We start from the raw sequence: 23,925 nt of genomic DNA, 5'->3' as shown, positions 1-23,925 counted from the left end.
ACGTTCCAACCTCCGCACCGACTCCGCAGGCAACACAAAACTGGCAGCAGCACCCCGCTGAGACATCACCACCGGCCGCGACCGATCACACGGCAAACTCAATTCCCCCGGAACGTCCGCGAGCGTCCTCCGCCAGAACTCCAAACTCTCACGCCGACGCCGGATCCGCGCACCCGCACGGGCGCTGTCCGGATGGATCACCCCGAGATCAGTACCCGGCGTAGCAGCGACGAACGCGTCGAGGAACTCCACGAACCGGGAGTAATGCGCCGACAGTTCAGCACTGCTGTAGCGGTTCGGATTCGCCATGAAGTGCAGAATCGTCCGCGGCGGATCCCCGGTCTGATACAAATCGACCAGCAAATCCTCGACCGGCCCCGAACTGAGAATATGAAACTCCCCGGTCATCGAACCGAATCGGATCTTCTGGGAGAAGAACATGACATTTATCATCGGGCCCGCGAAACGCCGCTGTCCGCTATATCCCGCGGCCTCGCGAATGTCGGCGAGACCGAACCGCTGATGCCGTAACGCGCCCACCAGATCCGATTGCACTCGCCCCGCCAGCGTGGCGATCGTATCCCCCGAACTCGCAACAATCGGAAGCGGCGCGACATTGACAAACACTCCCCCCGACCGCCGCAACACGGCAGTGGTGCGACCCAACACAGGAATATTGACGACAACGTCGTCCCGGCCGGTCATCCGGGCCAAATAACATCCGAATGCGGCGATCACCACCGCGGCCGGACTCGCGTCCAACACTCTCGCGAAATGATCGATCCGCCCCACCACCCCCGGTGACAATTCGGCGGCTGCGACGACACTATCCGCGCACGCGGGCGCTTCCTCCTCGGCGAGACTCGGCCCGTCCTCGACATCAGCGAGTCGGTTCGCCCAATATTCCTGATCATTGGCGAACCGTTTCGACTCCCGGTAGGTGCGGTCGGCCGTATACAGAGTACGCAGGTCCGCCGCCCGGTTCGGCTCCGCTGCGCTCCCCGCCACTGCCGCCGTGTACAGCTCCGCGATCCGATTCACGATCATCATGGCGGCGTAGCCATCCAACGCGACGTGATGGATCCTGCTGTACAACAGGAAATGTCGATCCCCGACCTGCACAATCGCCGATCCGACCAACCGGTCCCGCGCCATATCCAACGGCGTGGTGTACTCCCGGCGCATCCACTCCAGACCCGCCGCCACAGGATCCGGTTCACCACGCATGTCGATCAGCGGCCCCGCGGACTCCAGCGACGGATCGAACAACTGATGCGGCTCACCCCCCACCTCCACCAGCCGCAAATACCCCGACTGAAACTCGCGGCCAGCCCGAATCGTTACCTCACGCAGTAAATCGAGATCTAAATCCCCATATAACTCGATATACTGCGCCTCACATATCGGCACATCGGGGCGCAACCGCTGCGCCAGCCACAACCCACGCTGCCCCACAGATAATGGCACCGGCTGTCTCGCCGACACATCCAGATCGGAATCTCTGTTCGATCCCTGGCCTGGATGAAGCTGCTGTCGCACAACTGTCATGACTTGACCTCCAGCCCCGACCACCCCTCAGTGTAAGCCGACTGGTTCGTTTGCGTACACCCCCGATCCCGCAATCCATACCTCGAAAAACCGCCACGCTGCGAGGGCTATCGGTCGCGTGCTGGAGAATTTATTCGAGGCAGCAGGCAGGAATAGCGGCTCAACATGATCAAGATCAACTCATAAATTATATCCCGCCTCCGCTCAATTGCTGATCGTAGTGTCGCCAGCGATTGTTGGTCGGCTTGTCAACATTTCCCACGCAGCCATCGACAACGAGGACGATGACTATCCCGACCTATATATCGACGGTGTCGTCCGATGAGACTCGGGTTCGCTCGTGAATTGCATTGAGACGAACCGATATGCCGTCGAGAACCGGCGATATCTGGCGGAAGGAGCAGTAAACCAACGGTTTTCAGGAGGGAGGCGTACGGACGCGAGTGCCCCTCGACGCCACCTGGATGCGCCGCGCGAATGACCTCAGCGCGGCGACATCCCATCGCTAGGGTAGCCGCACACGCTGTGGTTGGAGTTCTTCGATTGCTCCCGAGAAGAGGTCATCGTCGAATCGCGTGCACCCCGAGTAGCGAGCCGCGCTATCAGTACGCGGACCTCAGCGTGCAGCAGAATCGCCGAATTCGGCACCAGAGCACCATGACCGAGCCGACACCACCGGCCAGTCGACGCAGTCGAGCGCGTACAGCACGCGTGATCGGTCTGCGCCTCGTGGGTAGTACTGGACCTCGACATCGGCAAACCCGTCGACCAGGCGTTCGGCTGGCCGCCGGCTTGTCGGCGGTAGCGAGAACCGGGAGGCTGAGAATGGGTCAGAAGCCCAACTTGCCCAGTTGCTTCGGGTCGCGCTGCCAGTCCTTGGCCACCTTGACATGCAGGTTCAGGTAGATCCGGGTACCGAGGATGTGCTCGATCTGCTTGCGCGCGTTGGTGCCGACCTCTTTCAGGCGAGATCCGCCCTTTCCGATGACGATGGCCTTCTGGCTCGGCCGCTCGACGTAGAGCAGCGCGTGCACGTCCAGCATGTCCGCACGCTCCTCATAAGGCAGCACCTCCTCGATGACCACAGCCAACGAGTGCGGCAATTCGTCGCGGACACCCTCGAGCGCGGCCTCGCGGATCAGCTCGGCCATCAACGTCTCCTCGGGCTCGTCGGTCAGCTCGCCGTCAGGATAGAAGGCCGGCCCCTCCGGCATCTTCGAGGCGATGACGTCGACAAGCACCTCGACCTGCTCGCCCTTGACGGCCGACACCGGCACGACGTCGGCGTCCGGACCGAGCAGCTCGCACACCCCGACAAGTTGTTCGGCGACCTGGTCCCGACTCACCTTGTCGATCTTCGTCACCACACCGAGCAGCGTGGTCTTCGGCGCCATCTGCTTGATCTGCTGCACGATCCAGCGGTCGCCGGGGCCGATCTTCTCGTCGGCCGGAATGCACAGCGCGATCACATCGACTTCCGAATATGTGTCGCGCACAAGATCATTCAGACGCTGACCGAGCAGTGTGCGCGGACGGTGCAAGCCTGGCGTGTCCACCAGGATCAGCTGGGCGTGCTCCCGGTGCACGATGCCGCGAATGGTGTGCCTGGTGGTCTGCGGACGCGACGAGGTGATCGCGATTTTGGCGCCGACCAACGCATTGGTCAGCGTTGACTTGCCTGTGTTCGGCCGTCCGACGAAACAGACGAAGCCGGAGCGGAATTCGACGCCCTCGCGCGACGCGGACCGGTCAGCCACCGCGCACCTCGCCGGAGTCCGCGGCCACCGAATCGGCAGTGTCCACGTAATCGGCGGTGTCCACGTAATCGGCGGTGTCCACGTAATCGGCGGTGTCCACGTAATCGGCAGTGTCCACGTAATCGTCGACGATCTCGAACACCGCGCCGTCGCGGTCGGTGAAGATGATCCGCGCCTCCGCCGAGACTTCCCGGACCGCGGCGACGCCGTAGTCGGACAACCGCCCGCCGACCGCCGCGGCCGCCTCGAAACCCTCAGCGCCGCTGGAGATCGCCGCGGCCACCGCTGCTTGCAGTGCGGTCAAGCGCAACGCGGTCAGGGTCACCTCGCCGGCGGCGTAGGTGCGCCCGTCGGTGTCGCGGATCGCCGCACCGCTCGCGCCGCCGGTGCGGCCGAGCGCAGCACGGGCCAGCACCACCAACTTGGTATCCTCGACGTCCAGTTCGGTCATTCGGGGTCTCCGTTCTCGTTGCGATCGGCGGGGATCTCCCGCTCCGATCCGTTGGCCTTCCGCTTGCCACCGGGCTTGTCGCCATTCGGCCTCTCGGCCGGCGCCGGGGGGGCCGCTTCCCGCACCACCACCGTGTGCACTCGCATCCGTCCGCGCGCGTCCGCGCCGCCCTCACCACGCAACACGAGCCCGTGGACCACGACCTTCGAACCGGGTAGCGGCACCCGGCCCAGCTCGTGTGCCAGCAGTCCGCCGACGGTGTCGACGTCGTCCTCGTCGATCTCCATTCCGTACAGCTCACCGAGATCCTCGACCGACAGCCTGGCCGACACCCGGTAACGGCCGTCGCCGAGATCCTCGACGGGCGGGGTTTCGTCGGTGTCGTACTCGTCAGCGATCTCGCCGACGATCTCCTCCAGTACATCCTCGATGGTCACGAGGCCGGCGATGCCGCCGTACTCGTCCACCAGCAGCGCCATGTGGTTGCGCCTGCGTTGCATTTCGTCGAGCAGACTGTCCAGTGGCTTGGAGTCGGGCATGAACACGGCGGGCCGCATCACGTCGCGCACCCGTACCTCGCGGCTCCGATACGCGTATGGCACCAGGTCTTTCAGGTAGACCACGCCGAGGATGTCGTCGACATTCTCACCGACCACCGGGATCCGCGAATGCCCGGACCGCACCGCCAGCGACATCGCCTGCGCCGCGGTCTTGTCCGCCTCGATCCAGACCATCTCGGTACGCGGCACCATGACCGCACGAGCCGGGGTGTCGCCGAGTTCGAAGACCGACTGGATCATTCGACGTTCGTCGTCGGCCACCACGCCGCGCTCGCTCGCCATCTCGACCACCTCCCGCAATTCGATCTCGGAGGCGAACGGGCCGTTGCGGAAGCCCTTACCCGGGGTGATCGCGTTACCGATCAGGATCAGTAGCCTGCTGAGCGGGCCGAGTAGCGCGCCGATGAAGTGCAGCGGCAGCGCGGCGGTCAGCGCGATCGAATAGGCGTGCTGACGCCCGAGCGTGCGCGGGCCGACGCCGATCACCACATAGGACACCAGCACCATTACCAGCGCGGTGACCAGCAACGCCCAATCGTCCGCCCAAATCGCGATGAGGCCCGCCGCCAGCAGCACCGTGGCGCCGATCTCGCACAGAATGCGCAGCAAAACCATCAAATTCACATAGCGAGCCCGATCCGCGACGATCCGGGTCAACCGCACCGCACCGGGCCGGTCAGCGCGGACCAGATCCTCGACCCGGGCCGGCGAGATCGTGTTCAGCGCCGAATCGACCGCAGCGAACATCCCGCCCACCGGTACGAGCAAGACCGCGAGCAGAACAAGGGTCGGTGCATTCACGCGGGTCCCAGGGAATCACCCGGTGTGGTGAAGCCCGCCTTGCCCAGCAACCGCGCATCCCGCTCGGCGAGTTCGGCACGCCGCCGCGCTTCCCGCAAGCTCTCATACCACTCTTCGAGCAGCCGAGCCTGTAGCGCGAACATTTCCTTCTCTTCCTCGGGCTCGGCGTGGTCGTAGCCGAGCAGATGGAGCACGCCATGCACCGTGAGCAGCGCCAGTTCTTGGTTGAGCGAATGGTCGGCCTTGTGCGCCTGGCCCGCGGCGAACTCCGGGCACAACACGATGTCACCCAACATGGACGGGCCGGGCTCCGGGCTGTCGGGACGCCCGCCCGGCTCGAGTTCGTCCATCGGGAAGGACATGACATCGGTCGGGCCGGGCAGGTCCATCCAGCGCATGTGCAGGTCGGCCATGGTGTCGAGATCGACGAGCACCATCGACAGCTCCGCCGCCGGATGGACATCCATCCGGTCGATCACGAACCGCGCGACGCTGACCAGGTCTTCTTCGGGCACGTCGATACCCGACTCGTTGGCGATCTCGATGCTCACCCGAATAGCCTACGATCCCGGCGATCGTCCGGCCGGAGCGGAGCCCCGCCCGACGAGACGAGTTAGCGCCGGTCCGCCCGGCTCGCGGCGCGCCGCTGCGCCCGATTGCCGCCGTAGTGCGCGGCGACCTGCGGACGCGAATCGGCCTCGAACCGCTCGTAGGCGTCGACGATGTCCGAGACAAGCCGATGCCGCACGACGTCACTGCTGGTCAGCAGCGCGAAGTGAATGTCATCGATTTCGGTGAGGATTTCCGATGCCGCACGCAGACCGGACCGCGCCCCATTCGGCAGATCGACCTGAGTGACGTCACCGGTGACCACGATCTTCGAGCCGAAGCCGAGCCGGGTCAGGAACATCTTCATCTGCTCGGCCGTGGTGTTCTGGGCCTCGTCCAGAATGATGAATGAGTCGTTGAGGGTGTTGTGTGTGAGCAGGAAGTCTTCGGTGACATACAACGAGTCGGCGGCAGCAACACGAATGCACACCGCCTCCTCAGTGCCGACAGGCTCGATTCGGTCGATGAAGCGCATCGGCCGACCACCGCTGGACTCCTGATACTTTGCTGCGTTGCGAACCAGGCGGAACGGCGCGACACCTTCTGGCAATCGAATTTCAAGGATGTGCGCGTCCGACCGATGCTCAACCGCTCGCCCATTCGCCAAGCCTGGTCGTCGACCCTCAGCAGCCCTCGTCCGAAGATTGACGATCCCTCCCAGCGACTGGACAAGGAATATGACGTCGTCTCGCAGCCGATCCGACACGGTCGTGTATTGGATACGGCAGTTGCGACCGCGTTGAGTAACCGGACCACCATCCGAGTCGAGCAGTCCCTGCAGAACACCCAACCTGACCTGATGGTCATTGAACAGGTACTCACTCGGAACGAATTTCGTATCGGATCGGGTACCAGCCAGACCCAGCTGACGAGCGACCTGGGTAACCGGATTGGCGACTGTGATCGACTCACCGGGGTGCCTGACTCGGTTGAGTGCGTAGTCGACGCCAGACTTCCGGCGCGCCACGATACCGGGGATCGCACGCTCGAGCACTGCTGCCAGTTCGGGGTCATTGGTCGCGAAGGTTGGCGTCGTCGTGCATGTCAAGCAGCCGTCACCGAGCAACAATCCCAACGCGTACGGATCCATCGGCACCGCGCGCGACTCGAAACGAACAGGCTCGCTCAGTAGCGGTAGTTCGTAGCGATGGTCGTGCGCTGCCCGCAGGTTGCCGATCATCTCCTTGGTTTGCAGCACACGCGGCGGTTTGCCCCGACGACGATCGGAACGTGTGTACACCGACCAAAGGTGATCACCCGACGCAAGCGTCGAAGCGCCATCCTGCGTGTAAACGCGGTAGATCTCTTTGAAACCTTGTGGGTAGACGCCCAGTACCTCGGTCGGACATCCGTCCGAGCCTATGACGAGGTCGCCGACCCGAAGCCCACCGATCGGACGAAAGCCGTCTGGGGTCAAAACCTTCGTGTGAAGCGGCTGCGCACGGCCGCGCATATACGCCAGCGGCGCCACCTCGATGACACCGGCCGCCATCAGCTTCGGAATGGCCTCCGGATCCATCATGTCGTGCAGCGCGTCGTAGAGCGGGCGCAGGTATGGATCGATCTTCTCGTTCAGCGTGCCGGGCAGGAAGCCGAGCCGCTCCCCCGCCTCTACCGCGGGGCGGGTGAGGATGATTCGGTTGACCTGCTTGGACTGCAACGCCTGGACGGCCTTGGCCATCGCGAGATAAGTCTTGCCGGTACCGGCGGGGCCGATGCCGAACACGATGGTGTTGGCGTCGATCGCGTCGACGTAGCGCTTCTGGTTGAGCGTCTTCGGCCGAATGGTCTTGCCGCGCCGGGACAGGATGTCCAGGCTGAGCACCTCCGCCGGGGACTCACTGGACCCCTCGGTGAGCATCGATACGGTGTGGCGCACCGCCTCCGGGGTGACCACTCGGTTACGGCCGGTGAGCGCGACCAGCTGCTCGATGACTCGCTCCGCGAGTGCGACGTCGGCCGCCTTACCGGTGAGGGTCACCGAATTGCCACGGACATGAATGTCGGCGTCGAGTAGTTTCTCCAGCTCACGCAGATTCTGGTCAGCCGAACCGAGAAACGGGAACACGGATTCGGGAGCGAGTTCGATACTCGAACGGACGGTGCGAGCTGCGGGGCCCGGACCGATGTCGCCGGTACCGATGCCTGCCGCGGGTGTAGTTGGGTCGCCGATCTCGCCTTGTGTTGTCAAAAGTGGCTATAGCCTGCTTTCCGGTCTCGTCTCTGCGGTATTGAGAAAAGTTTAACGCGCTGCACCGACACGGCCCAGTGAATAAGCCGCTATCGGTGCACAGCGTGATCACGGGATTCCACCGTGCCGCTGCGCCCAATCCTCGGTGAAGTCACGAAAGCGTCGCACCGCGTCCGACTGTCGCGCGGCTGCCGACCAGACCAGTCCGACCGCGCGGGCGGCGCCTGCGTCCGCGAGCGGCACCGCCACCGGACCGGACAGCGGGCCCGCCGATGGCAGGTCCGCACCCGGCAGAATCGCCACGCCCAACCCGGCCGACACCAGCCCTGCCACGGTGACCAGATCACTGGACTCGAACGCGATCCTCGGCCGGATGTCCGCGGCCGCGCACATCTCGTCGAAGATGCGCCGCATACCGAAACCGCGATGCATCGTGACGAACTCCGCGTCGGCCAGCTCGGCGAGCCGAGCCTGTCTGCGCCCGGCCAGCCGATGATCCGGGGGTACCGCGAGCACCAGAGGCTGGCGCAGCACCGTGTGCCAGCCGACCCCTGCGACCGCAGGGCGTGGCGAGACGATCCCGAGATCGGCATCCCCGTCGAGCACTCGCTTGGTCACCGCCTCGGCGGCGCCCTGCCACAGCACGACCGTGATCCGGCCGGACCCGCGCCGGAAGCCGCTGATCAGCTGCGGCACCAGCGACCCACCGAACGAATGCTGAAACGACAGCCGCAGCACACCTTCGGCCGGGTCGGCCAGATCGGCGACGGCCTGTTCGGCCGCGTCCAACTCGGACTGCGCGCGGCGGGCGTGCTCGTAATAGATCCGGCCGAACTCGTTGAGCGTGATGCGCTTTCCGCTCCGGTCGAACAGCTCTACACCGATTCTGCGCTCCAGCCGAGCCAGCATGCGCGAGAGCGTTGGCTGGGCAATGTGCAGTCGTTCGGCTGCCGCGCCGACGCGCTCCAGTTCGGCGAGTGTCGTGAACCACTCCAGATCTTTACCAAGCACAGCCCAACCTCTCTATATGCACATAGTGCATCAACTTTCCCATTATAATTCATTTCCTTTCCGAGCGGCCGTTGCTGATCCTGAACCGCAGGAGGCGCAATGACCACGACGCAGGACGAGACGGCGATCGAGCGGGACACCGGGCACGAACGCAGGATTACCATCGCGCTGTTCGCCGCGGGACTGACGACGTTCGCGTCCATGTACAGCGCCCAAGCGCTGCTGCCCAGTTTTTCGGCCGCGTTCGGCGCCACACCGGCACATGCCGCACTCGCGGTGTCGCTCACCACCGGATTTCTGGCGCTGGCGATCATTCCGGTCGGCGCGCTGTCGTCCCGGATCGGGCGGACCAGGGTGATGATCGGCTCCGCGGTCGCGGCGGCCGCGATCGGCGTGCTGCTGACGCTGAGCCCCTCGTTCGACCTGCTGCTCACCGGTCGTGCGTTACAGGGAATCGCGCTGGCCGGCGTGCCAGCGGTGGCGATGGCCTACCTCGCCGAGGAGATCGGCGGGGAGGGGCTGGGTGCCGCGATGGGCGTTTACGTCGCCGGAACGACGCTCGGCGGACTGACCGGCCGGCTGATCCCGGCGTTCGCCTTGGAAATGACGACGTGGCGGTGGGCGCAGGCGGCGGCTTCGCTCGCCGCGCTGGCGTGCACGCTCTGGTTCGTCCGCCGCCTACCGCCGTCCCGCGGCTTCGTGGCCAGGCCCGCCGGAATCCGCACAATGCTCGGCGATCTTGCGACACCGCTACGCCACCGTGGGTTGCGCGCGCTGTTCGGGTTGGGCTTCGTGCTGATGGGTGGGTTCGTCTCGGTCTACAACTATCTGGGCTACCGCCTGACCACGGCACCGTTCGAACTGCCGCAGACGCTGGTGGGACTGGTCTTCGTGCTGTATCTGGCCGGAACGGCAGCGTCGGCGGCGTCCGGTCGCCTAGCCGATCGGGTCGGCAGAGGGCAGGTACTCGCGGCATCGGTGGGGGTGATGGCGATCGGGCTCGCCGTGACGATTCCCGACCACCTCGGCACCGTTATCCTCGGTGTCTTGCTCTACACCGCAGGGTTTTTCGGTGCGCACACCGCGGCGAGCGCATGGGTCGGCGCGATCGCGAAGGGCAACCGGGGCGCTGCGTCGTCGCTCTACCTGTTCGCCTACTACCTGGGCAGCGCGCTCATCGGCGGCGGCGCGGGCGTCGCCTACGCCTGGGGTGGGTGGCTCGGATTGGTCCGCGGCATCGTGGTTCTTCTCGCGATCGCGGCGATGCTGGTCTGCACAGTGACGATTCATTCACGGCGCGCCGCGGTGGCGCACGACTGATCACGATCCGATCGGACCAGTCAGCGGCGGCCCCAGCCGAGTCGGGCACCCGCCAGCCGGCGACGTGCCACCCGGTCAGGCCCCGTGCTCGTCACCAACGCGGCGTGAGAGCGCCGAGCGCGCCGAGGGCGACCGCCGCGGCAGTGGACGTCCGCAGAACCGTCGGGCCGAGCAGGGTTACCCGCGCGCCCGCTTCGGCCAGCGCGGTCAATTCCGCATCATCCAGCCCGCCCTCCGGGCCGACGATCAGCATGATTTCGGAAGCCTCTGCGAACGCCAGTTCGGTGAAGCGGGCGTTGCCGGATTCGTGCAGCGCCGCGATGATGGCGCCGTCCGCCACGGCCGTGCGGACCACGCCGAGCAGATCGTTGGTGCGGTGTAGATCGGCTACGTCCGGGACGTAGGCGCGGCGGGACTGACGCGCAGCCGAACGGGCCGCCGCGCGCCACTTGTCGACCCCCTTCGCCGCCTTGCCGTCCCAGTTCGCGACGCAGCGCGCCGCCTGCCAAGGAACGATGGCGTCGGCGCCCGCCTCGGTCATGAGTTCGACGGCCAACTCCGATCGGTCGGATTTCGGGATCGCCTGCACGACCGTCACCCGCGGTGTCGGCGCGGCGGCCAGTACCCGATTGCGCACCGCCAATTCGAGCCGGTCCCGCTGCGCGGCGACGACCTCCGATTCCGCGAGCACGCCGCGTCCGTCGGAGAGCGTGATCGGTTCGCCGACCCGGATACGGCGAACCGTCGCGGCGTGCCTGCCCTCGTGACCGTCGAGCACCGCGATCGCGCCCGGTGCGGGCACCTCGTCGAGGTAGAAGACCGTCGCGGCCAACTAGCGCCCGCTGAACGACGCGCGCAGCCGGGCGAACAGGCCGCTGTTGTGCTCGGACTGCGCCGACATCACCTCCGCCTGCTCCCGCTCGCGCATGCCTTTGTATTTGCGCAGCGCTTCGGCCTGCTTGCTGTCCAACTTGGCCGGGATCACGATGTCCAGATGCGCGAGCAGATCGCCGCGCGCGCCGGAGCGCAGACGCGGCATGCCGTGACCGCGCAGCACCGAGACTTCGCCCGGCTGGGTGCCCGGCGCGACGGTCAACTCGGTGGGGCCGTCCAGGATGGTGTCGATCACGACCGTGGTGCCCAGCGCGGCGTCGACCATCGGCACGCGGATGGTGCAGTGCAAGTCGTCACCGTCGCGGACGAAGACATCGTGCGGCTGCTCGACGACCTCGACGTACAGGTCGCCCGCGTGCCCGCCTCCCGGCCCCACCTCGCCCTGCGCGGCCAGCCGCACCCGCATACCGTTCGCGACGCCGGCGGGAATCGGCGCGGCGATCTCGCGACGCGCGCGCACCCGGCCGTCGCCACCACATTTGTGGCACGGATCCGGGATGGTCTCACCCGCACCGCGGCAGGTCGGGCACGGACGCGAGGTCAGCACCTGGCCGAGGAACGACCGCTGCACGGACTGCACCTCACCGACGCCGCCACAGGTCTCGCAGCGCACCGGCTTGGACTTGCCGTTGGTGCCCGCGCCCTGGCAGATGTCGCACAGGATCGCCGTGTCCACGGTCAAGTGCTTGGTGACGCCGACCGCGCATTCGGCCAGGCTGAGCCGGGTACGAATCAGCGAATCGGCGCCCGGCTGGACGCGACCACGCGCCTTGCGTTGCCCGCCTCCGCCCGCTCCGCTCATGCCACCGAAGAACGCCTCGAATACGTCGCCCAGCCCACCGAAGCCCGCGCCGTTGAAGCCGCCACCGCCGCCACCGGATTCCAGCGGGTCGCCACCCAGGTCGACGATGCGCCGCTTCTCCGCGTCGGACAGCACCTCGTAGGCGCTCGACACTTCCTTGAACTTGGCCTGCGCCGCTTCGTCCGGGTTGACGTCGGGGTGGAGCTCACGCGCCAGCTTGCGGTATGCCCGCTTGATCTCCTGGTCGGTCGCGTTCTTCGCGACGCCGAGTAGTCCGTAGTAATCCCGTGCCACTTGAGCTCTCTAGTCCTTAGGCGTTCTCGACAGTGCCGCCGGTGCCCGCACCGCGTTCACCGCACGCTGACAACAGCATTAGTCTTGTCCACTCAACTTTATCCGGCCGAAAGAGCGAGCGTATCAGTGGCGTGTCCGACCATGTCACGCTCAGCGCTCGGCGAGGACCTCGCCGATGTATCGGGCGACGGCCGCCACCGAAGCGATCGTTCCCGGATAGTCCATTCGGGTCGGGCCGAGCACGCCCATGCCGCCGAGCACCGCACCGGCCGCACCGTAGCCAGTGGACACCACCGAAGTACCGCGCATTTGCTCGACCTGCGTCTCTTCACCGATCCGCACCGTCACCGTTCCGGGATGCTGGGCCGCGGCCAGCAGCTTGAGCACGATCACCTGCTCCTCCAGCGCCTCCAGCACCGAGCGTAGTGAGCCGGGGAAACCGAAGTCGGCCGCGTTGCGAGTGAGATTGGCCGTGCCGCCGAGCACCAACCGCTCCTCGGGATGTTCCACCAGCGTCTCGACCAGCACGGTGGACACCCGGATCAACACATCGCGTAGTCGTTGCGGCGCGTGCTCGGGCAGTTCGGCGACCGCCGCCGAGGCCGAGGCCAAGCGTTTGCCGTCCATCGCGCCGCCGAGCATGCCGCGCAGCGCGGCCAGATCCTCCTCATCGACCACCGCGCCGAGCTCCACCAACCGTTGGTCGACCCGGCCGGTGTCGGTGATCACCACCAGCAGCAACCGCGCGGGGTTGAGTGCGACAACCTCGATGTGGCGGACCGTGGACGCCGATACCGTCGGGTACTGCACTACCGCGACCTGCCTGGTCAGCTGGGCCAGTAGCCGCACACCACGCCGCAACACGTCATCGAGGTCGACACCCGACTCGAGAAATTCCATGATCGCCCTGCGTTCTGCGGGCGACAGCGGCTTCACCTCCGAGATCCGATCCACGAACTGGCGATAGCCCTTATCGGTCGGGATCCGACCGGAACTGGTGTGCGGCTGGGTGATGTAGCCCTCGGCCTCCAACACCGCCATGTCGTTGCGCACGGTCGCGCTGGAAACTCCCAGGTTGTGTCGGTCGACCAACGACTTCGACCCGATCGGCTCCTTGGTCGCGACATAGTCCGCGACGATCGCGCGCAGGACCTCGAAGCGCCGATCCTCGGTGCTCGACATCGGCCCACCTCCTCCGCTCTCGTCTCCACTCTCGCGGTGCCCACGAGCCGACGCCCCCGTCCTATCACACAAGTTCTGGCGAATTCCGGTTTCGTCTATTTATCCAGTCTAATGGCCTGCGGGAGGCGTGACCTCCCGGCGTAACTGGTGATTTCCAGCGCGGGCAGCGATTCGCCGACTGGGAATAGACCCTCAACCTACGTGTGGAAGCACCTCTGCGGCGATCCGCTCCATCTGGGCAGCCGAGTCGAACAGGGGGTTGATCAGGATCATTTCGGCTCCTGCCGCCGCTACCTCGCGCAGGCCCTCGATGCAGGCGGCGGGTGGGCCGCAGACAGCCACGGGAAGAAGACTCTTACCGTACGCACCGTATTGGGTGATCAGTACTTCGGACATTCGTGAACGGGCCCGGTCGGCGTCGTCGTCGACAGCGATGTAGACGCGTTTGACGATGCGGAAGTTCGTTGTCTCCCTGCCGGCGTCGGCGAGTGCGGTGCGAACGACCTGGACCTGCTCGGCGAACTCCGCCGTGGTGGTCGACCCCGCCCCGAAGAAACCGTGGCCGTGCCGCACGGCGCGCCGCAGGGCGGCGGGACGACGGCCGCCGAACCAGAGCGGCGGGTGCGGCTTCTGGAACGGCTTGGGCTCGATAGCGGCACCGCTCAGCTGCCAGAACTGGCCATCGATGTCGACTGTGGGCTGCGTCCAGAGCGCCTTCATGACCTGCAGCCCCTCGGTGAAGCGGGCCACGAGGTTGTCGTCGGGGTCGACGTCGAATGCGGTGAACATCCGGTTGCGTCCGCCGATGCCCACGCCGACCTCGAGACGCCCGCGACTGAGCTGATCCAGCGTGGCAATCCGTTTCGCCAGGTGCACCGGGTTGTGCAGGGGCGTGACGAATACGGCGCAACCGAGCCGCAACCGCTGATTGCAGGCCGCCGCGAACGCCAACGTCTCGAGTGGGCTCAGATTGGGGGACGATCCGAGCAGCTGCTCGGTCATCCACGCGCTCTCGAAGCCGAGTTCCTCGGCACGGTCCAGATAGCCGCGCAACTCGGTCGGCTGGAACATCCCGTCGGCGACGAGTTGTGGAACCGAGATGCCATAGTGCATGACGCCGACCCTATCTCCCCCCGACGACAAGCGGACCGCACCCCGGCCCGACCTGACCGTGACACCAGACGAAATGTCCCGCTCGGGCCGAGGCGGTCAGCGGAAAACAGCGGATTCGATGACGGCGGTCACGTCCTCGGGGCGGGAGACCAACGAGGCGTGCGAGGAGTTGATCTCAGCGGTCCGCGCACCCATCCGCTGGGCCATGAAGCGCTGGGACGCGGGCGGGATCACATGGTCCGCCCCCGAGACCAGGTACCAGCTGGGGGTGCTGGACCATGAGGTCGGTCCGGAGGGTTCGATATTGGCCGCCAACGCGATGGAACGCTGGTGGGCGATCATCTGCGCGGCGGTCGCGGAGTCGACATCCTGAGCGAAGACGGCATCGAAGCGGTCGGGCGCGATGTAGCCGTCGATGTTCTTGCCCGCGAGGCCCTCTGCGTCGTCGACGATCGCCGCCTGGAGCGTGGGCGGCAGCAGCTGACTTCCCGGAAACCGGATCGGGTCGAGGGCAGACTGCGCCACCTCGCCCTGCGCCGGCGCGAAAGCAGCTACGTAGACGAGGGATTCGACCTTCGGGTCGTGCACGTTGCTGATCACGAAACCGCCATAGGAGTGGCCGACGAGCACCACGGGACCGGAGAGGGTGTCCAGCGTGCGCTGGATGGCGGCGGCGTCCTTGGCCGGGCCGCGCAGCGGGTTGTCCGGCGTCACCACGTGATAGCCGCGGTGACGCAGCAGAGCGGCGACACCGTCCCAACTGGTGGCGTCGGCGAAGGCGCCGTGCACCAGCACGATGGTGGGCAGCGCCTGACCCTGCGCGGGCGCGCCCGCCACGGCGGTGGTGGTGACAGCCAGCGCGAGCGCGGCCACAATGCCGCGCATGGTCCGCCTGCGCTTCACGAGGTTTCCACCTTTCTCAGTTCTTCACGAAGTCGAGCAGGTCGGCGTTGAATTCCTGCTCGTAGGCGCCACACAGGCCGTGCGGCGCACCCGGATACACCTTGAGTTGACCTTGCGGGAGCAGCGACACGGTCTTGGGGGCCGCGTCGACGAACGGGACGATCTGGTCGTCGTCCCCGTGCCCGACCAGGATCGGGATGTCGATGATCGGTAGTTCCGCGGTGAAATCGGTCTCGGAGAACGCTCTGATGCACTCGAGCGCGCCATTGAGGCCGACCTGCATGCCCATCAGCCAGAACTGATCCCGAAGGCACTGCGAGACAGTTGATCCCGCGCGATCGGCACCATAGAAGGCAGTGGTGAGATCTTTGTAGAACTGGGATCGATCGGCGGCCAGGGCGGCCCGAAGATCGTCGAAGACCTCGATCGGAAGACCTTCCGGATTCGCCTCGGTCTGCAGCATCAGTGGCGGAACCGCCGCGAGCAGAACGGCTTTCGTGACCCGGGAGGTGCCATGTCTGGATAGGTACCTGGTGACCTCGCCGCCACCGGTCGAGTGCCCGACCAGCACGACGTCGGTGAGTTCCAGTTCGTTGAGTATTGCGCCGAGATCGTCGGCGTAGTGGTCCATATCGTGTCCGTCCCAGACCTGGCTGGACCGGCCGTGGCCACGACGGTCATGCGCGATGGCCCGATAGCCGTTGCTCGCCATCAGGTACATCTGGTTGTCCCACACATCGCCGGTCAGCGGCCATCCGTGGCTGAACACCACTGGACGCCCCGAACCCCAGTCCTTGTAGTAGATATCCACGTCATCGGTCGTCGTGATTGTTGGCATGACGTGCTCCTTCGGTCTGGAACAAACGAATGGACTACGTCTCGCCGGGGCCTGCTGGCAGGTTTCCGGCGAGGAATTCCAACGCGGTATCGCCGAGTTCACGCCACCCGTGGTCGGCGGTCATGCAGTGCCCGCGGTCGGCGAGCACCACGAGTTCGGTCACCGCCGGATTGCGGCGCTGGATTCGGTAGGCCGACCGCACGGTGGCCTCGGGCACGGTCCGGTCGAGGCCGCCCGCGAACATCAGCAACGGGCCCCGCTCGCTGCGGGTGTCCACGGCCGCTTCGCTCCGTGGCATGACATTGGCCAGACCCGCCTGAAACAGCGGCAGTCCCGGCGCGGGGATGGCGTAGTCGGCGAACAGCCGGTCGGATTCCACCCGAGATATCCCGTTGGCGAAGGCACGGTGATAAGTGTCGGCCGTGTGCGACCACGTCTTGGTGCGCAGCCACGGCCGACCCACAACGGATAACATGCTCCGCGGCCGCACCGCGGGGAGGGTCAGAACCCCTTTGAACTGTGCGGGCGCGATCGCGACGCACCCGCTGGCGAACCCGGTACCGAGCAGTTTTTGTGCGATCAGTCCACCGATGGAGTGCCCGATGACGACCGGCGGCATCGGCAACTCGGAGATGATCTCCGCATAGTGATCGGTGACCTCGGCGATGCCACGATTGTTGAGCGACTCGGAATTGATCCGCGTCGCCTCCGGCGTCTCGCCGTCGCCAGGCCACCCCGGCGCCGACACCTGATAACCCTCGGCATCGAATAGTTCGAGCCAAGGCGACCAACTGCTGCTGTGCATCCCCAAGCCGTGAATGAATACGACCGGACGTGATCGTGGTCGCGACACTTGGCCTCCTCGAGCGAACGGGATTCGACCCCACGTGGATCACCGTTCGACAGCGTATGACGGGCAGTGGCCGGAAAAAGGACTGTCCGTGCACGATCGTTGGCTCAGAATGCACGTCCCGAAACCCGCCGGACGTGCGACGATTGTCAAATCTGTCTCAATTGCGACGGAGGCTGCCATGACGGTCGTGTTCGATTCGGACACCATCGCGCCACACGAGCGGGTGGGCGCGGTGGCTGCCGCGATGCAGGAAGCGTCGGTCCCCTCCCACGTCGTCCTCGACCCGCCCGAGGACCGAGTGCATGCCACGTTCGATGTGTGGCAGTTCGGCGAAGCGAGCGTCTTCCGTGCGCGTACCTCGGGGATCCAGCTGATTCGCACACCGAAGCAGGTGCGCTGCTCGCCCGCTCCGGTACTGGCCGTCGCCGTGCAGCAGGCGGGCAACGGCAGATACGAGCAGGGCAGCGTGCAGCGTGTGATCCAGCCGGGCGACCTGCACGTCATGGACCTGAACGCGCCCTACGACTTCAGCTGGCGAGGTGAGGGCACATCCACCTGCCTGCACGTGCCGCTCGATCAGCTCGGCCTCTCGGCCGAGCTGATTCGTCAAGCCGCGACCCGAGTGCAGGACAGCCCGCACTATCGGCTGGTTGCCAACCACATCGTCGCGCTCACCACCGACGCCGACGCGCTCAGCACCGATCCGGCGGCCGCGCTGTCGGGCTGTGCCAGTATCGAATTGATCCGTGGGCTGCTGTTGTCGGCGGGCAGCGACGACGGCAGCGGCGCCGTCGTCGCTTCGGACATCGTGCTGTCCCGGATTCGCGCCTACGTTCGACGCAGCCTGGCCGATCCCGACCTCGGCGCGGAACAGATCGCCAGGGCACACAACATGTCGGTCCGGCAGCTGTACAAGATCTGCGCGAACGCGGACTACAGCCTGGAACAGTGGATCATCAGTCAGCGGCTCGAACAGGTGCGCGAGGACCTGACCAAGCCGGACAACAGGCACCGTACGATCTCGATGATCGCACGGCGCTGGGGTTTTCGCGATCCGTCACATTTCGCCAGGCGCTTTCGCGCCGCCTACGGACTGCCGCCGCGGGAATGGCGCACGATCGCGACAGCCGAACGCGAACCGTGACCTGACCTAGCCGCGACCGAGCTTCGCCTGCTTACCCGCGAGGGCATCGAGGCCGAGCATCGCCAATAACGACTGGCAGTCGTCGGCGTTCTGCGAATAACTGGCGACAGTGCGGGCGGCGACGGCGCTCTGGCGCGCGTTTTCCGCTTTTTCCGCTGCCCGCGCCTCGGCGAACTCGCCCTGCTCATGGATAAGAGTGATGTGTCGTGCCGACGCCATTGTTCTCCTTGGGGTTGCTGGCAGCCTACGCGGCGCACCTCCACCGCGATACCGGAACCGAAGGGGCATTTCGTGAAAATTTCACAATCTGCAGCGAACCGGGCTCGCTCGCGGTGGTGCGTCGTGGCATGGTCGACCCGCGGTGCGTGCGATTCGGCATCTCCATCGCCGAGCCGAGCGCCGGATCTCGTGCAGCGGAGTTGTCAGCCCAGCAGGTCGCGGACCACGCCGTCGGCGAGCAGACGACCACGATCGGTGAGTACGAGCCGATCACCCGATCGGTGCGCGAGACCATCGGCCACGACCCGCTCCGCTGCCGCCGTTCCGGATGCATCGAGGTCGGCCAACGGCAAGCCGGTGCGCAACCGGACGGCGAGCATGACGCGCTCCAGATATCGTTCGTCGTCGCCGAGTGCCTCCCAGCCCGCGGCGGGCAACCCGCCCTGGGCGACCCGATCCGCGTAGCGCGCAGGGTGTTTCACATTCCACCAGCGCACTCCGCCGACGTGACTGTGCGCCCCGGGCCCCGCGCCGAGCCAGTCGCCGCCATCCCAATAGCCGAGGTTGTGGCGGCAGACCGAGTCGTCACCCGCCGCCCAGTTCGATACCTCGTACCAGCCGAACCCGGCCGCGCCGAGCCGGGCATCGATGCGTTCGTAGCGTGCGGCGAGGACATCGTCATCCGGTGCGGGCAGTTCCCCGCGACGTACCCGGCGGGCCAACGCGGTGCCGTCCTCCACAATCAGCGAATAGGCCGAGACATGATCGACGCCCGCGCCGAGCACCGCGTCCAGGCTGGCGTCGAGATCGGCATCGGTCTCGCCCGGCGTCCCGTAGATCAAGTCCAGATTCACGTGCGCGAACCCGGCGGCGCGGGCCTCGCGCGCGGCGCCCACCGCACGGCCGGGGGTGTGTGTGCGGTCGAGCACCTTCAGCACGTGTGCCGCGGCCGACTGCATGCCCAGTGACACCCGGGTGAACCCGGCTTGTCGGATACGCTCGAAAAATTCCGGCGAGGTGGATTCCGGATTCGACTCCGTGGTCACCTCGGCGTCGGCCGCGAGGGTGAATTCGCCGCGAACCGCGTCGAGCACCGCGGCGAGCCCGGCGCCGCCGAGCAGCGAGGGCGTCCCACCACCGACGAAGATCGTGGCGACCTCCGGGGTCGCGGTCGGTAATGCGGCGAACTGGCGCGCGGCCGTCGCCAACTCCCCGCGCAACGCCTCCAGCCAGGACTGCGGCGAGGCCGAGGTACCCAGCTCCCCGGCGGTGTAGGTGTTGAAGTCGCAGTATCCGCACCGCGTCGCGCAGAACGGAACGTGCACATAGATTCCGAACGGGCCGTTCCCGAAATCACCGAGCGTCGGCGCCGACGCGTCGGCGCCGAGCGGGACAGCAGCAACTGAACTCACCCGTCCAGTGTGGACCGCGGTTCGACGGTGCTCATCGCCGGGCGGGAGGCGGTCGCCTCGAGTGCGATCCCGCGGACGCATTCGGAGGTGCTGAGATATGACTGCCGTCACAAACCAGGTCACCGGTCCAGGGAATTTCCCTCGAGATCGCGGAAAATATGACCGCGGGGTCGGATGGTCACCGCTGACATGGCACAATGGCCACCATGCGCGCATTGGGAGTACGACTTGTGGCACGCCGCCACGTCGATTACCAGCGCGTCTGTAGTGCGTGCTGTCTGCCCGGTTTCTCCCGGTAGCTCAACGGCACCCGCAGTCCGGATCCTGGCGATTCCCGACACCCCCGACACCTCGGACCCCATCGGCCGCTGACACCGCAGGCATGAGCCAGCCCCTCACGCCCTCAGCACGGATGTACCACCCACCCCGCAGGAGCGACCCCATGACGTCGAGCACCGACGCCGGTCCGAAAGATCAACCCGAGCCCGAATCCCGTCCGGGTCACACCACACACTCCGCACGCCCGCTCTCCGAACGCCGCGCCCGCCCGGACCGCCCGCGTCCCGAGGCATCCACCGGACCGCGCGCCCGCACCGGCAAGCCCGTGCGGCGCAAGGCCGAAGGCCAGTGGGCGCTGGGTTACCGCGAGCCGCTGAACCCGAACGAGCAGTCCAAAAAAGACGACAACCCCCTCAATGTCCGAGCCCGGATCGAGAACATCTACGCCAAGACCGGCTTCGACGGCATCGACAAGGGTGATCTGCGCGGCCGATTCCGCTGGTGGGGTCTCTACACCCAGCGCGAACAGGGCTACGACGGCAGTTGGACCGGCGACGAGAACATCGACCTGCTCGAGGCCAAATACTTCATGATGCGCATCCGCTGCGACGCGGGCGCGCTGAACGTCGCGCAATTGCGCACGCTCGGCCAGATCTCCACCGAGTTCGCCCGCGACACCGCCGACCTCTCCGACCGCGAGAATGTGCAGTACCACTGGATCGAGGTGGAGAACGTCCCCGAGATCTGGAAGCGGATCGAGTCGGTCGGATTGAAGACCACCGAGGCGTGCGGCGACTGCCCGCGCGTAGTTCTGGGTTCTCCGCTGGCCGGGGAGTCGCTGAACGAGATCATCGACCCGACGCCCGCGATCGACGAGATCGTGCGCCGCTACATCGGCAAGAAGGAGTACTCCAACCTGCCGCGCAAGTTCAAGACCGCCATCTCGGGTCAGCAGGATGTGGTGCACGAGATCAATGACGTCGCGTTCGTCGGTGTGGTCCACCCCGAGCACGGCCCCGGTCTGGACCTATGGGTCGGCGGCGGCCTGTCGACCAACCCGATGCTCGCGCAGCGGGTCGGCGTGTGGGTGCCGCTGGAGGAGGTCCCGGATGTGTGGGAGGCCGTCGTCTCGCTGTTCCGCGACTACGGTTATCGCCGCCTACGCACCAAGGCCCGGCTGAAATTTCTGGTCAAGGACTGGGGCATCGAGAAGTTCCGGCAGGTGCTCGAGGACGAGTTCCTGAAGCGCAAGCTGATCGACGGCCCGGCGCCGGAGCAGCCGACCACACCGATCGACCACGTCGGCGTGCAGAAACTGCGCAATGGGCGCAACGCCGTGGGCTTCTCCCCCATCGCGGGCCGGGTGTCGGGCACCGTTCTGACCAAAGTCGCCGACGCGGTGGAGCGGATCGGTTCCGACCGCATCCGGTTCACCCCGTACCAGAAGTTGATCGTGCTCGACGTCGACGACGACAAGGTCGACGCGCTCATCGACGAGTTGGCGCCCCTGGGATTGCAAGCCCGTCCCTCGCTGTGGCGGCGCAACCTGATGGCCTGCTCCGGCATCGAGTTCTGCAAGCTCTCCTTCGCCGAGACTCGCAAGCGGTCTCAGGTACTCGTGCCGGAACTGGAAGAGCGGCTCGCGGATATCAACGCGCAGTTGGACGTGCCGATCACCATCAACATCAACGGCTGCCCGAACTCATGCGCCAGGTCGCAGATCGCGGACATCGGATTCAAGGGTCAGCTGGTCGATGACGGCACCGGGAATCACGTGGAGGGTTTCCAGGTTCACCTTGGTGGCAGCCTCGGCTTCGACAGCGCCTTCGGCCGCAAGCTCCGCCAGCACAAGGTGACCAGCACCGAACTCGGTGACTACATCGAGCGGGTGGTGCGCAACTTCATCAAACACCGCGAAGCGGGTGAACGGTTCGCGCAGTGGACGGTTCGCGCCGATGAGGCCGACCTGCGCTGAGCGGCGATCGGGCAGAGCTGGGACAGGCATCGGCTCGGTGACGGGAGATCAATTGTGACAACGAAACTCGAGGACAAACTGTCCGCGGACGAGCTGCGGGCCCTCGCGGAACAGGGCGCGGCCGAACTCGGGCCGGACGCTTCGGCGATCGAACTGCTGCGGTGGACCGAGCAGACCTTCGGTTCCAGCTACATCGTCGCCTCGAACATGCAGGACGGCGTGCTGGTGCACCTTGCCGCCCAGGTCCGCGCCGGTGTGGACGTCCTGTTCCTGGATACCGGCTATCACTTCGCGGAGACCATCGGCACCCGCGACGCGGTGGCGGTCGTGTATGGGGTGAACGTGATCGACGTGCGCCCGCAGCACTCTGTCGTTGCCCAGGACCAGCTGCTCGGCAAGGACCTGTTCGCGCGTGATCCCAGCGAGTGCTGCCGGTTGCGCAAGGTCGTGCCACTGCAGAATTCGCTCACCGGCTACAACGCCTGGGTCACCGGTATCCGCCGGGTGGAGGCGCCCACCCGCGCGAACGCCCCGCTCATCTCCTTCGACGAGGCATTCGGACTGGTGAAGATCAACCCGATCGCACCGTGGTCGGACGACGAGATGCAGGCCTACATCGAAAAGCACGGCCTGCTCGTCAATCCCCTGGTCGAGGAGGGTTACCCGTCCATCGGCTGCGCACCGTGCACACGCAAACCGGAGCCGGGATCCGATCCGCGAAGCGGCCGTTGGGCCGGCCTCGCCAAAACCGAATGCGGATTACACACCGCATGACCCGGAGAAGGCAGCGTGCGTAACCACGTAGGGCCCTCGGGCACGCCAGAGAGAGATACAGCATGACCGAAACCATCCGAAGCGAACGCTCCCTCGGGATCAGCGATTTCGACACGCTCGCGGCGCTGGAGTCCGAATCGATCCACATCTTCCGCGAGGTGGCGGGCGAATTCGAGCGACCGGTGATCCTGTTCTCCGGTGGTAAGGACTCCACCGTGCTGCTGCATTTGGCGCTGAAGGCATTCTGGCCGGCGCCGCTGCCGTTCGCGCTGTTGCATGTCGACACCGGACACAACTTGCCCGAGGTGTTGGGGTTCCGGGACACCGTGGTCGAGCGCTACGGGCTGCGTCTGCACGTGGCCCGCGTGGAGGACTACCTGAGCGACGGACGACTCACCGAGCGGGCCGACGGCATTCGCAACCCGCTGCAGACCGTCCCGCTCCTGGACGCGATCGGTGAACACCGCTTCGATGCCGTGTTCGGCGGGGGCCGCCGCGACGAGGAGCGCTCCCGCGCCAAGGAGCGGATCTTCTCGCTGCGCAACGCGTTCGGACAGTGGGACCCGAAGCGGCAGCGTCCCGAGCTGTGGAACCTGTACAACGGGCGGCACGCGCCGGGCGAGCACGTGCGCGTGTTCCCGCTGAGCAACTGGACCGAGCTCGACATCTGGCGCTATATCGCCCGCGAGGACATCGACCTGGCGAGCATCTACTACGCGCACCAGCGTCCGGTGTATCAGCGCGACGGCATGTGGATGACACCTGGCGTCTGGGGCGGCCCACGCGAGGGCGAGGTGCTGGCGACCAGGTCGGTGCGCTATCGCACCGTCGGCGACGGATCGTCCACCGGCGCCATTCTTTCCGACGCGGCCGACAACGAAGCGATCCTCGCCGAGGTCGCCGCGTCCCGTCTGACCGAACGTGGTGCGACCCGCGGCGATGACCGCGTCTCCGAAGCCGCGATGGAAGACCGCAAGCGAGAGGGTTATTTCTGA

21 protein-coding genes and 1 pseudogene are annotated in these 23,925 nt (G+C 66.1%); 6 read left to right on the top strand and 16 right to left on the bottom strand.

Translation table 11 applies throughout. The features are described from left to right. The 7 genes and pseudogenes from AB0C34_RS20865 to AB0C34_RS20835 form a co-directional block, all read right to left on the bottom strand. Window positions 1-1,548 (bottom strand): condensation domain-containing protein (locus tag AB0C34_RS20865; RefSeq protein ID WP_357075252.1); only part of this gene is annotated, 1,548 nt, incomplete at its 3' end. Window positions 1,549-2,378: 830 nt separating this feature from the next. Further along, window positions 2,379-3,305, bottom strand: a complete 927-nt coding sequence (gene era / locus AB0C34_RS20860) for a GTPase Era (RefSeq protein ID WP_357075249.1) — start codon at window positions 3,303-3,305, stop codon at window positions 2,379-2,381. Window positions 3,306-3,426: 121 nt separating this feature from the next. Beyond that, a pseudogene (locus AB0C34_RS20855) lies at window positions 3,427-3,756 on the bottom strand (cytidine deaminase); the annotation flags it as partial. Continuing rightward, window positions 3,753-5,117 (bottom strand): hemolysin family protein, encoded by a 1,365-nt coding sequence (locus AB0C34_RS20850; protein WP_357075246.1) that lies wholly within the window; start codon window positions 5,115-5,117, stop codon window positions 3,753-3,755. The pseudogene AB0C34_RS20855 and the gene AB0C34_RS20850, both read right to left, overlap by 4 nt. Continuing rightward, on the bottom strand, window positions 5,114-5,668 hold the full coding sequence (gene ybeY, locus AB0C34_RS20845) for an rRNA maturation RNase YbeY (protein ID WP_357075243.1): 555 nt from the start codon (window positions 5,666-5,668) through the stop codon (window positions 5,114-5,116). The genes AB0C34_RS20850 and ybeY overlap by 4 nt, the downstream gene beginning before the upstream one ends. A gap of 62 nt (window positions 5,669-5,730) precedes the next feature. After that, window positions 5,731-7,869: a PhoH family protein gene (locus AB0C34_RS20840; RefSeq protein WP_357075295.1), complete on the bottom strand. Its 2,139-nt coding sequence runs from the start codon at window positions 7,867-7,869 to the stop codon at window positions 5,731-5,733. Between the two features lie 156 nt (window positions 7,870-8,025). After that, window positions 8,026-8,928, bottom strand: coding sequence for a LysR family transcriptional regulator (locus AB0C34_RS20835; RefSeq protein ID WP_357075240.1), 903 nt, complete (start codon window positions 8,926-8,928; stop codon window positions 8,026-8,028). A 99-nt stretch (window positions 8,929-9,027) separates the two neighbouring features. Here AB0C34_RS20835 and AB0C34_RS20830 point away from each other — a divergent pair, with 99 nt between their 5' ends. Next, entirely contained in the window at window positions 9,028-10,248 is a 1,221-nt protein-coding gene (locus tag AB0C34_RS20830) for an MFS transporter (protein WP_357075237.1), read from the top strand. A gap of 91 nt (window positions 10,249-10,339) precedes the next feature. On the opposite strand, the gene AB0C34_RS20825 is transcribed toward AB0C34_RS20830, so the two are convergent. The 7 genes from AB0C34_RS20825 to AB0C34_RS20795 all read right to left on the bottom strand — a co-directional run bounded on the left by AB0C34_RS20825 (window position 10,340) and on the right by AB0C34_RS20795 (window position 17,127). After that, window positions 10,340-11,080: a 16S rRNA (uracil(1498)-N(3))-methyltransferase gene (locus AB0C34_RS20825; RefSeq protein WP_357075235.1), complete on the bottom strand. Its 741-nt coding sequence runs from the start codon at window positions 11,078-11,080 to the stop codon at window positions 10,340-10,342. Then, window positions 11,081-12,238, bottom strand: a complete 1,158-nt coding sequence (dnaJ, locus tag AB0C34_RS20820; protein WP_357075232.1) for a molecular chaperone DnaJ — start codon at window positions 12,236-12,238, stop codon at window positions 11,081-11,083. It lies immediately after the preceding gene. Between the two features lie 150 nt (window positions 12,239-12,388). Beyond that, window positions 12,389-13,420, bottom strand: a complete 1,032-nt coding sequence (hrcA, locus tag AB0C34_RS20815) for a heat-inducible transcriptional repressor HrcA (protein ID WP_357075229.1) — start codon at window positions 13,418-13,420, stop codon at window positions 12,389-12,391. Window positions 13,421-13,612: 192 nt separating this feature from the next. Next, entirely contained in the window at window positions 13,613-14,533 is a 921-nt protein-coding gene (locus tag AB0C34_RS20810; RefSeq protein ID WP_357075226.1) for an LLM class flavin-dependent oxidoreductase, read from the bottom strand. A 96-nt stretch (window positions 14,534-14,629) separates the two neighbouring features. After that, entirely contained in the window at window positions 14,630-15,418 is a 789-nt protein-coding gene (locus tag AB0C34_RS20805) for an alpha/beta hydrolase (RefSeq protein ID WP_357075292.1), read from the bottom strand. 34 nt (window positions 15,419-15,452) lie between these two features. After that, window positions 15,453-16,274 (bottom strand): alpha/beta hydrolase, encoded by an 822-nt coding sequence (locus AB0C34_RS20800; protein WP_357075223.1) that lies wholly within the window; start codon window positions 16,272-16,274, stop codon window positions 15,453-15,455. Between the two features lie 34 nt (window positions 16,275-16,308). After that, complete coding sequence (locus tag AB0C34_RS20795; RefSeq protein ID WP_357075220.1) at window positions 16,309-17,127, bottom strand: alpha/beta hydrolase; 819 nt, start codon at window positions 17,125-17,127, stop codon at window positions 16,309-16,311. Window positions 17,128-17,305: 178 nt separating this feature from the next. Here AB0C34_RS20795 and AB0C34_RS20790 point away from each other — a divergent pair, with 178 nt between their 5' ends. After that, window positions 17,306-18,271, top strand: a complete 966-nt coding sequence (locus AB0C34_RS20790; RefSeq protein ID WP_357075217.1) for a helix-turn-helix domain-containing protein — start codon at window positions 17,306-17,308, stop codon at window positions 18,269-18,271. 6 nt (window positions 18,272-18,277) lie between these two features. On the opposite strand, the gene AB0C34_RS20785 is transcribed toward AB0C34_RS20790, so the two are convergent. Beyond that, a complete protein-coding gene (locus AB0C34_RS20785) occupies window positions 18,278-18,490 on the bottom strand; it encodes a hypothetical protein (protein WP_357075214.1) in 213 nt (70 codons plus the stop codon). A gap of 203 nt (window positions 18,491-18,693) precedes the next feature. After that, complete coding sequence (hemW, locus tag AB0C34_RS20780) at window positions 18,694-19,983, bottom strand: radical SAM family heme chaperone HemW (protein ID WP_357075211.1); 1,290 nt, start codon at window positions 19,981-19,983, stop codon at window positions 18,694-18,696. Window positions 19,984-20,099: 116 nt separating this feature from the next. Between hemW and AB0C34_RS20775 the strand changes: the two genes are divergently transcribed. The 4 genes from AB0C34_RS20775 to cysD all read left to right on the top strand — a co-directional run bounded on the left by AB0C34_RS20775 (window position 20,100) and on the right by cysD (window position 23,925). Next, window positions 20,100-20,201 (top strand): Ms4527A family Cys-rich leader peptide, encoded by a 102-nt coding sequence (locus tag AB0C34_RS20775; RefSeq protein ID WP_357075208.1) that lies wholly within the window; start codon window positions 20,100-20,102, stop codon window positions 20,199-20,201. A 143-nt stretch (window positions 20,202-20,344) separates the two neighbouring features. Continuing rightward, window positions 20,345-22,156: a nitrite/sulfite reductase gene (locus AB0C34_RS20770; RefSeq protein ID WP_357075205.1), complete on the top strand. Its 1,812-nt coding sequence runs from the start codon at window positions 20,345-20,347 to the stop codon at window positions 22,154-22,156. Between the two features lie 54 nt (window positions 22,157-22,210). Further along, window positions 22,211-22,930 (top strand): phosphoadenylyl-sulfate reductase, encoded by a 720-nt coding sequence (locus tag AB0C34_RS20765; RefSeq protein ID WP_357075202.1) that lies wholly within the window; start codon window positions 22,211-22,213, stop codon window positions 22,928-22,930. Between the two features lie 62 nt (window positions 22,931-22,992). Further along, window positions 22,993-23,925, top strand: coding sequence for a sulfate adenylyltransferase subunit CysD (gene cysD / locus AB0C34_RS20760; RefSeq protein WP_357075199.1), 933 nt, complete (start codon window positions 22,993-22,995; stop codon window positions 23,923-23,925).

This window comes from Nocardia sp. NPDC049220 (genome assembly GCF_040647855.1).
In the GTDB taxonomy this organism is placed as follows: Bacteria; Actinomycetota; Actinomycetes; order Mycobacteriales; family Mycobacteriaceae; genus Nocardia.
The sequence above is the reverse complement of the archived record's forward strand: the minus strand, read 5'-3'. Positions and strand labels throughout refer to the sequence as shown.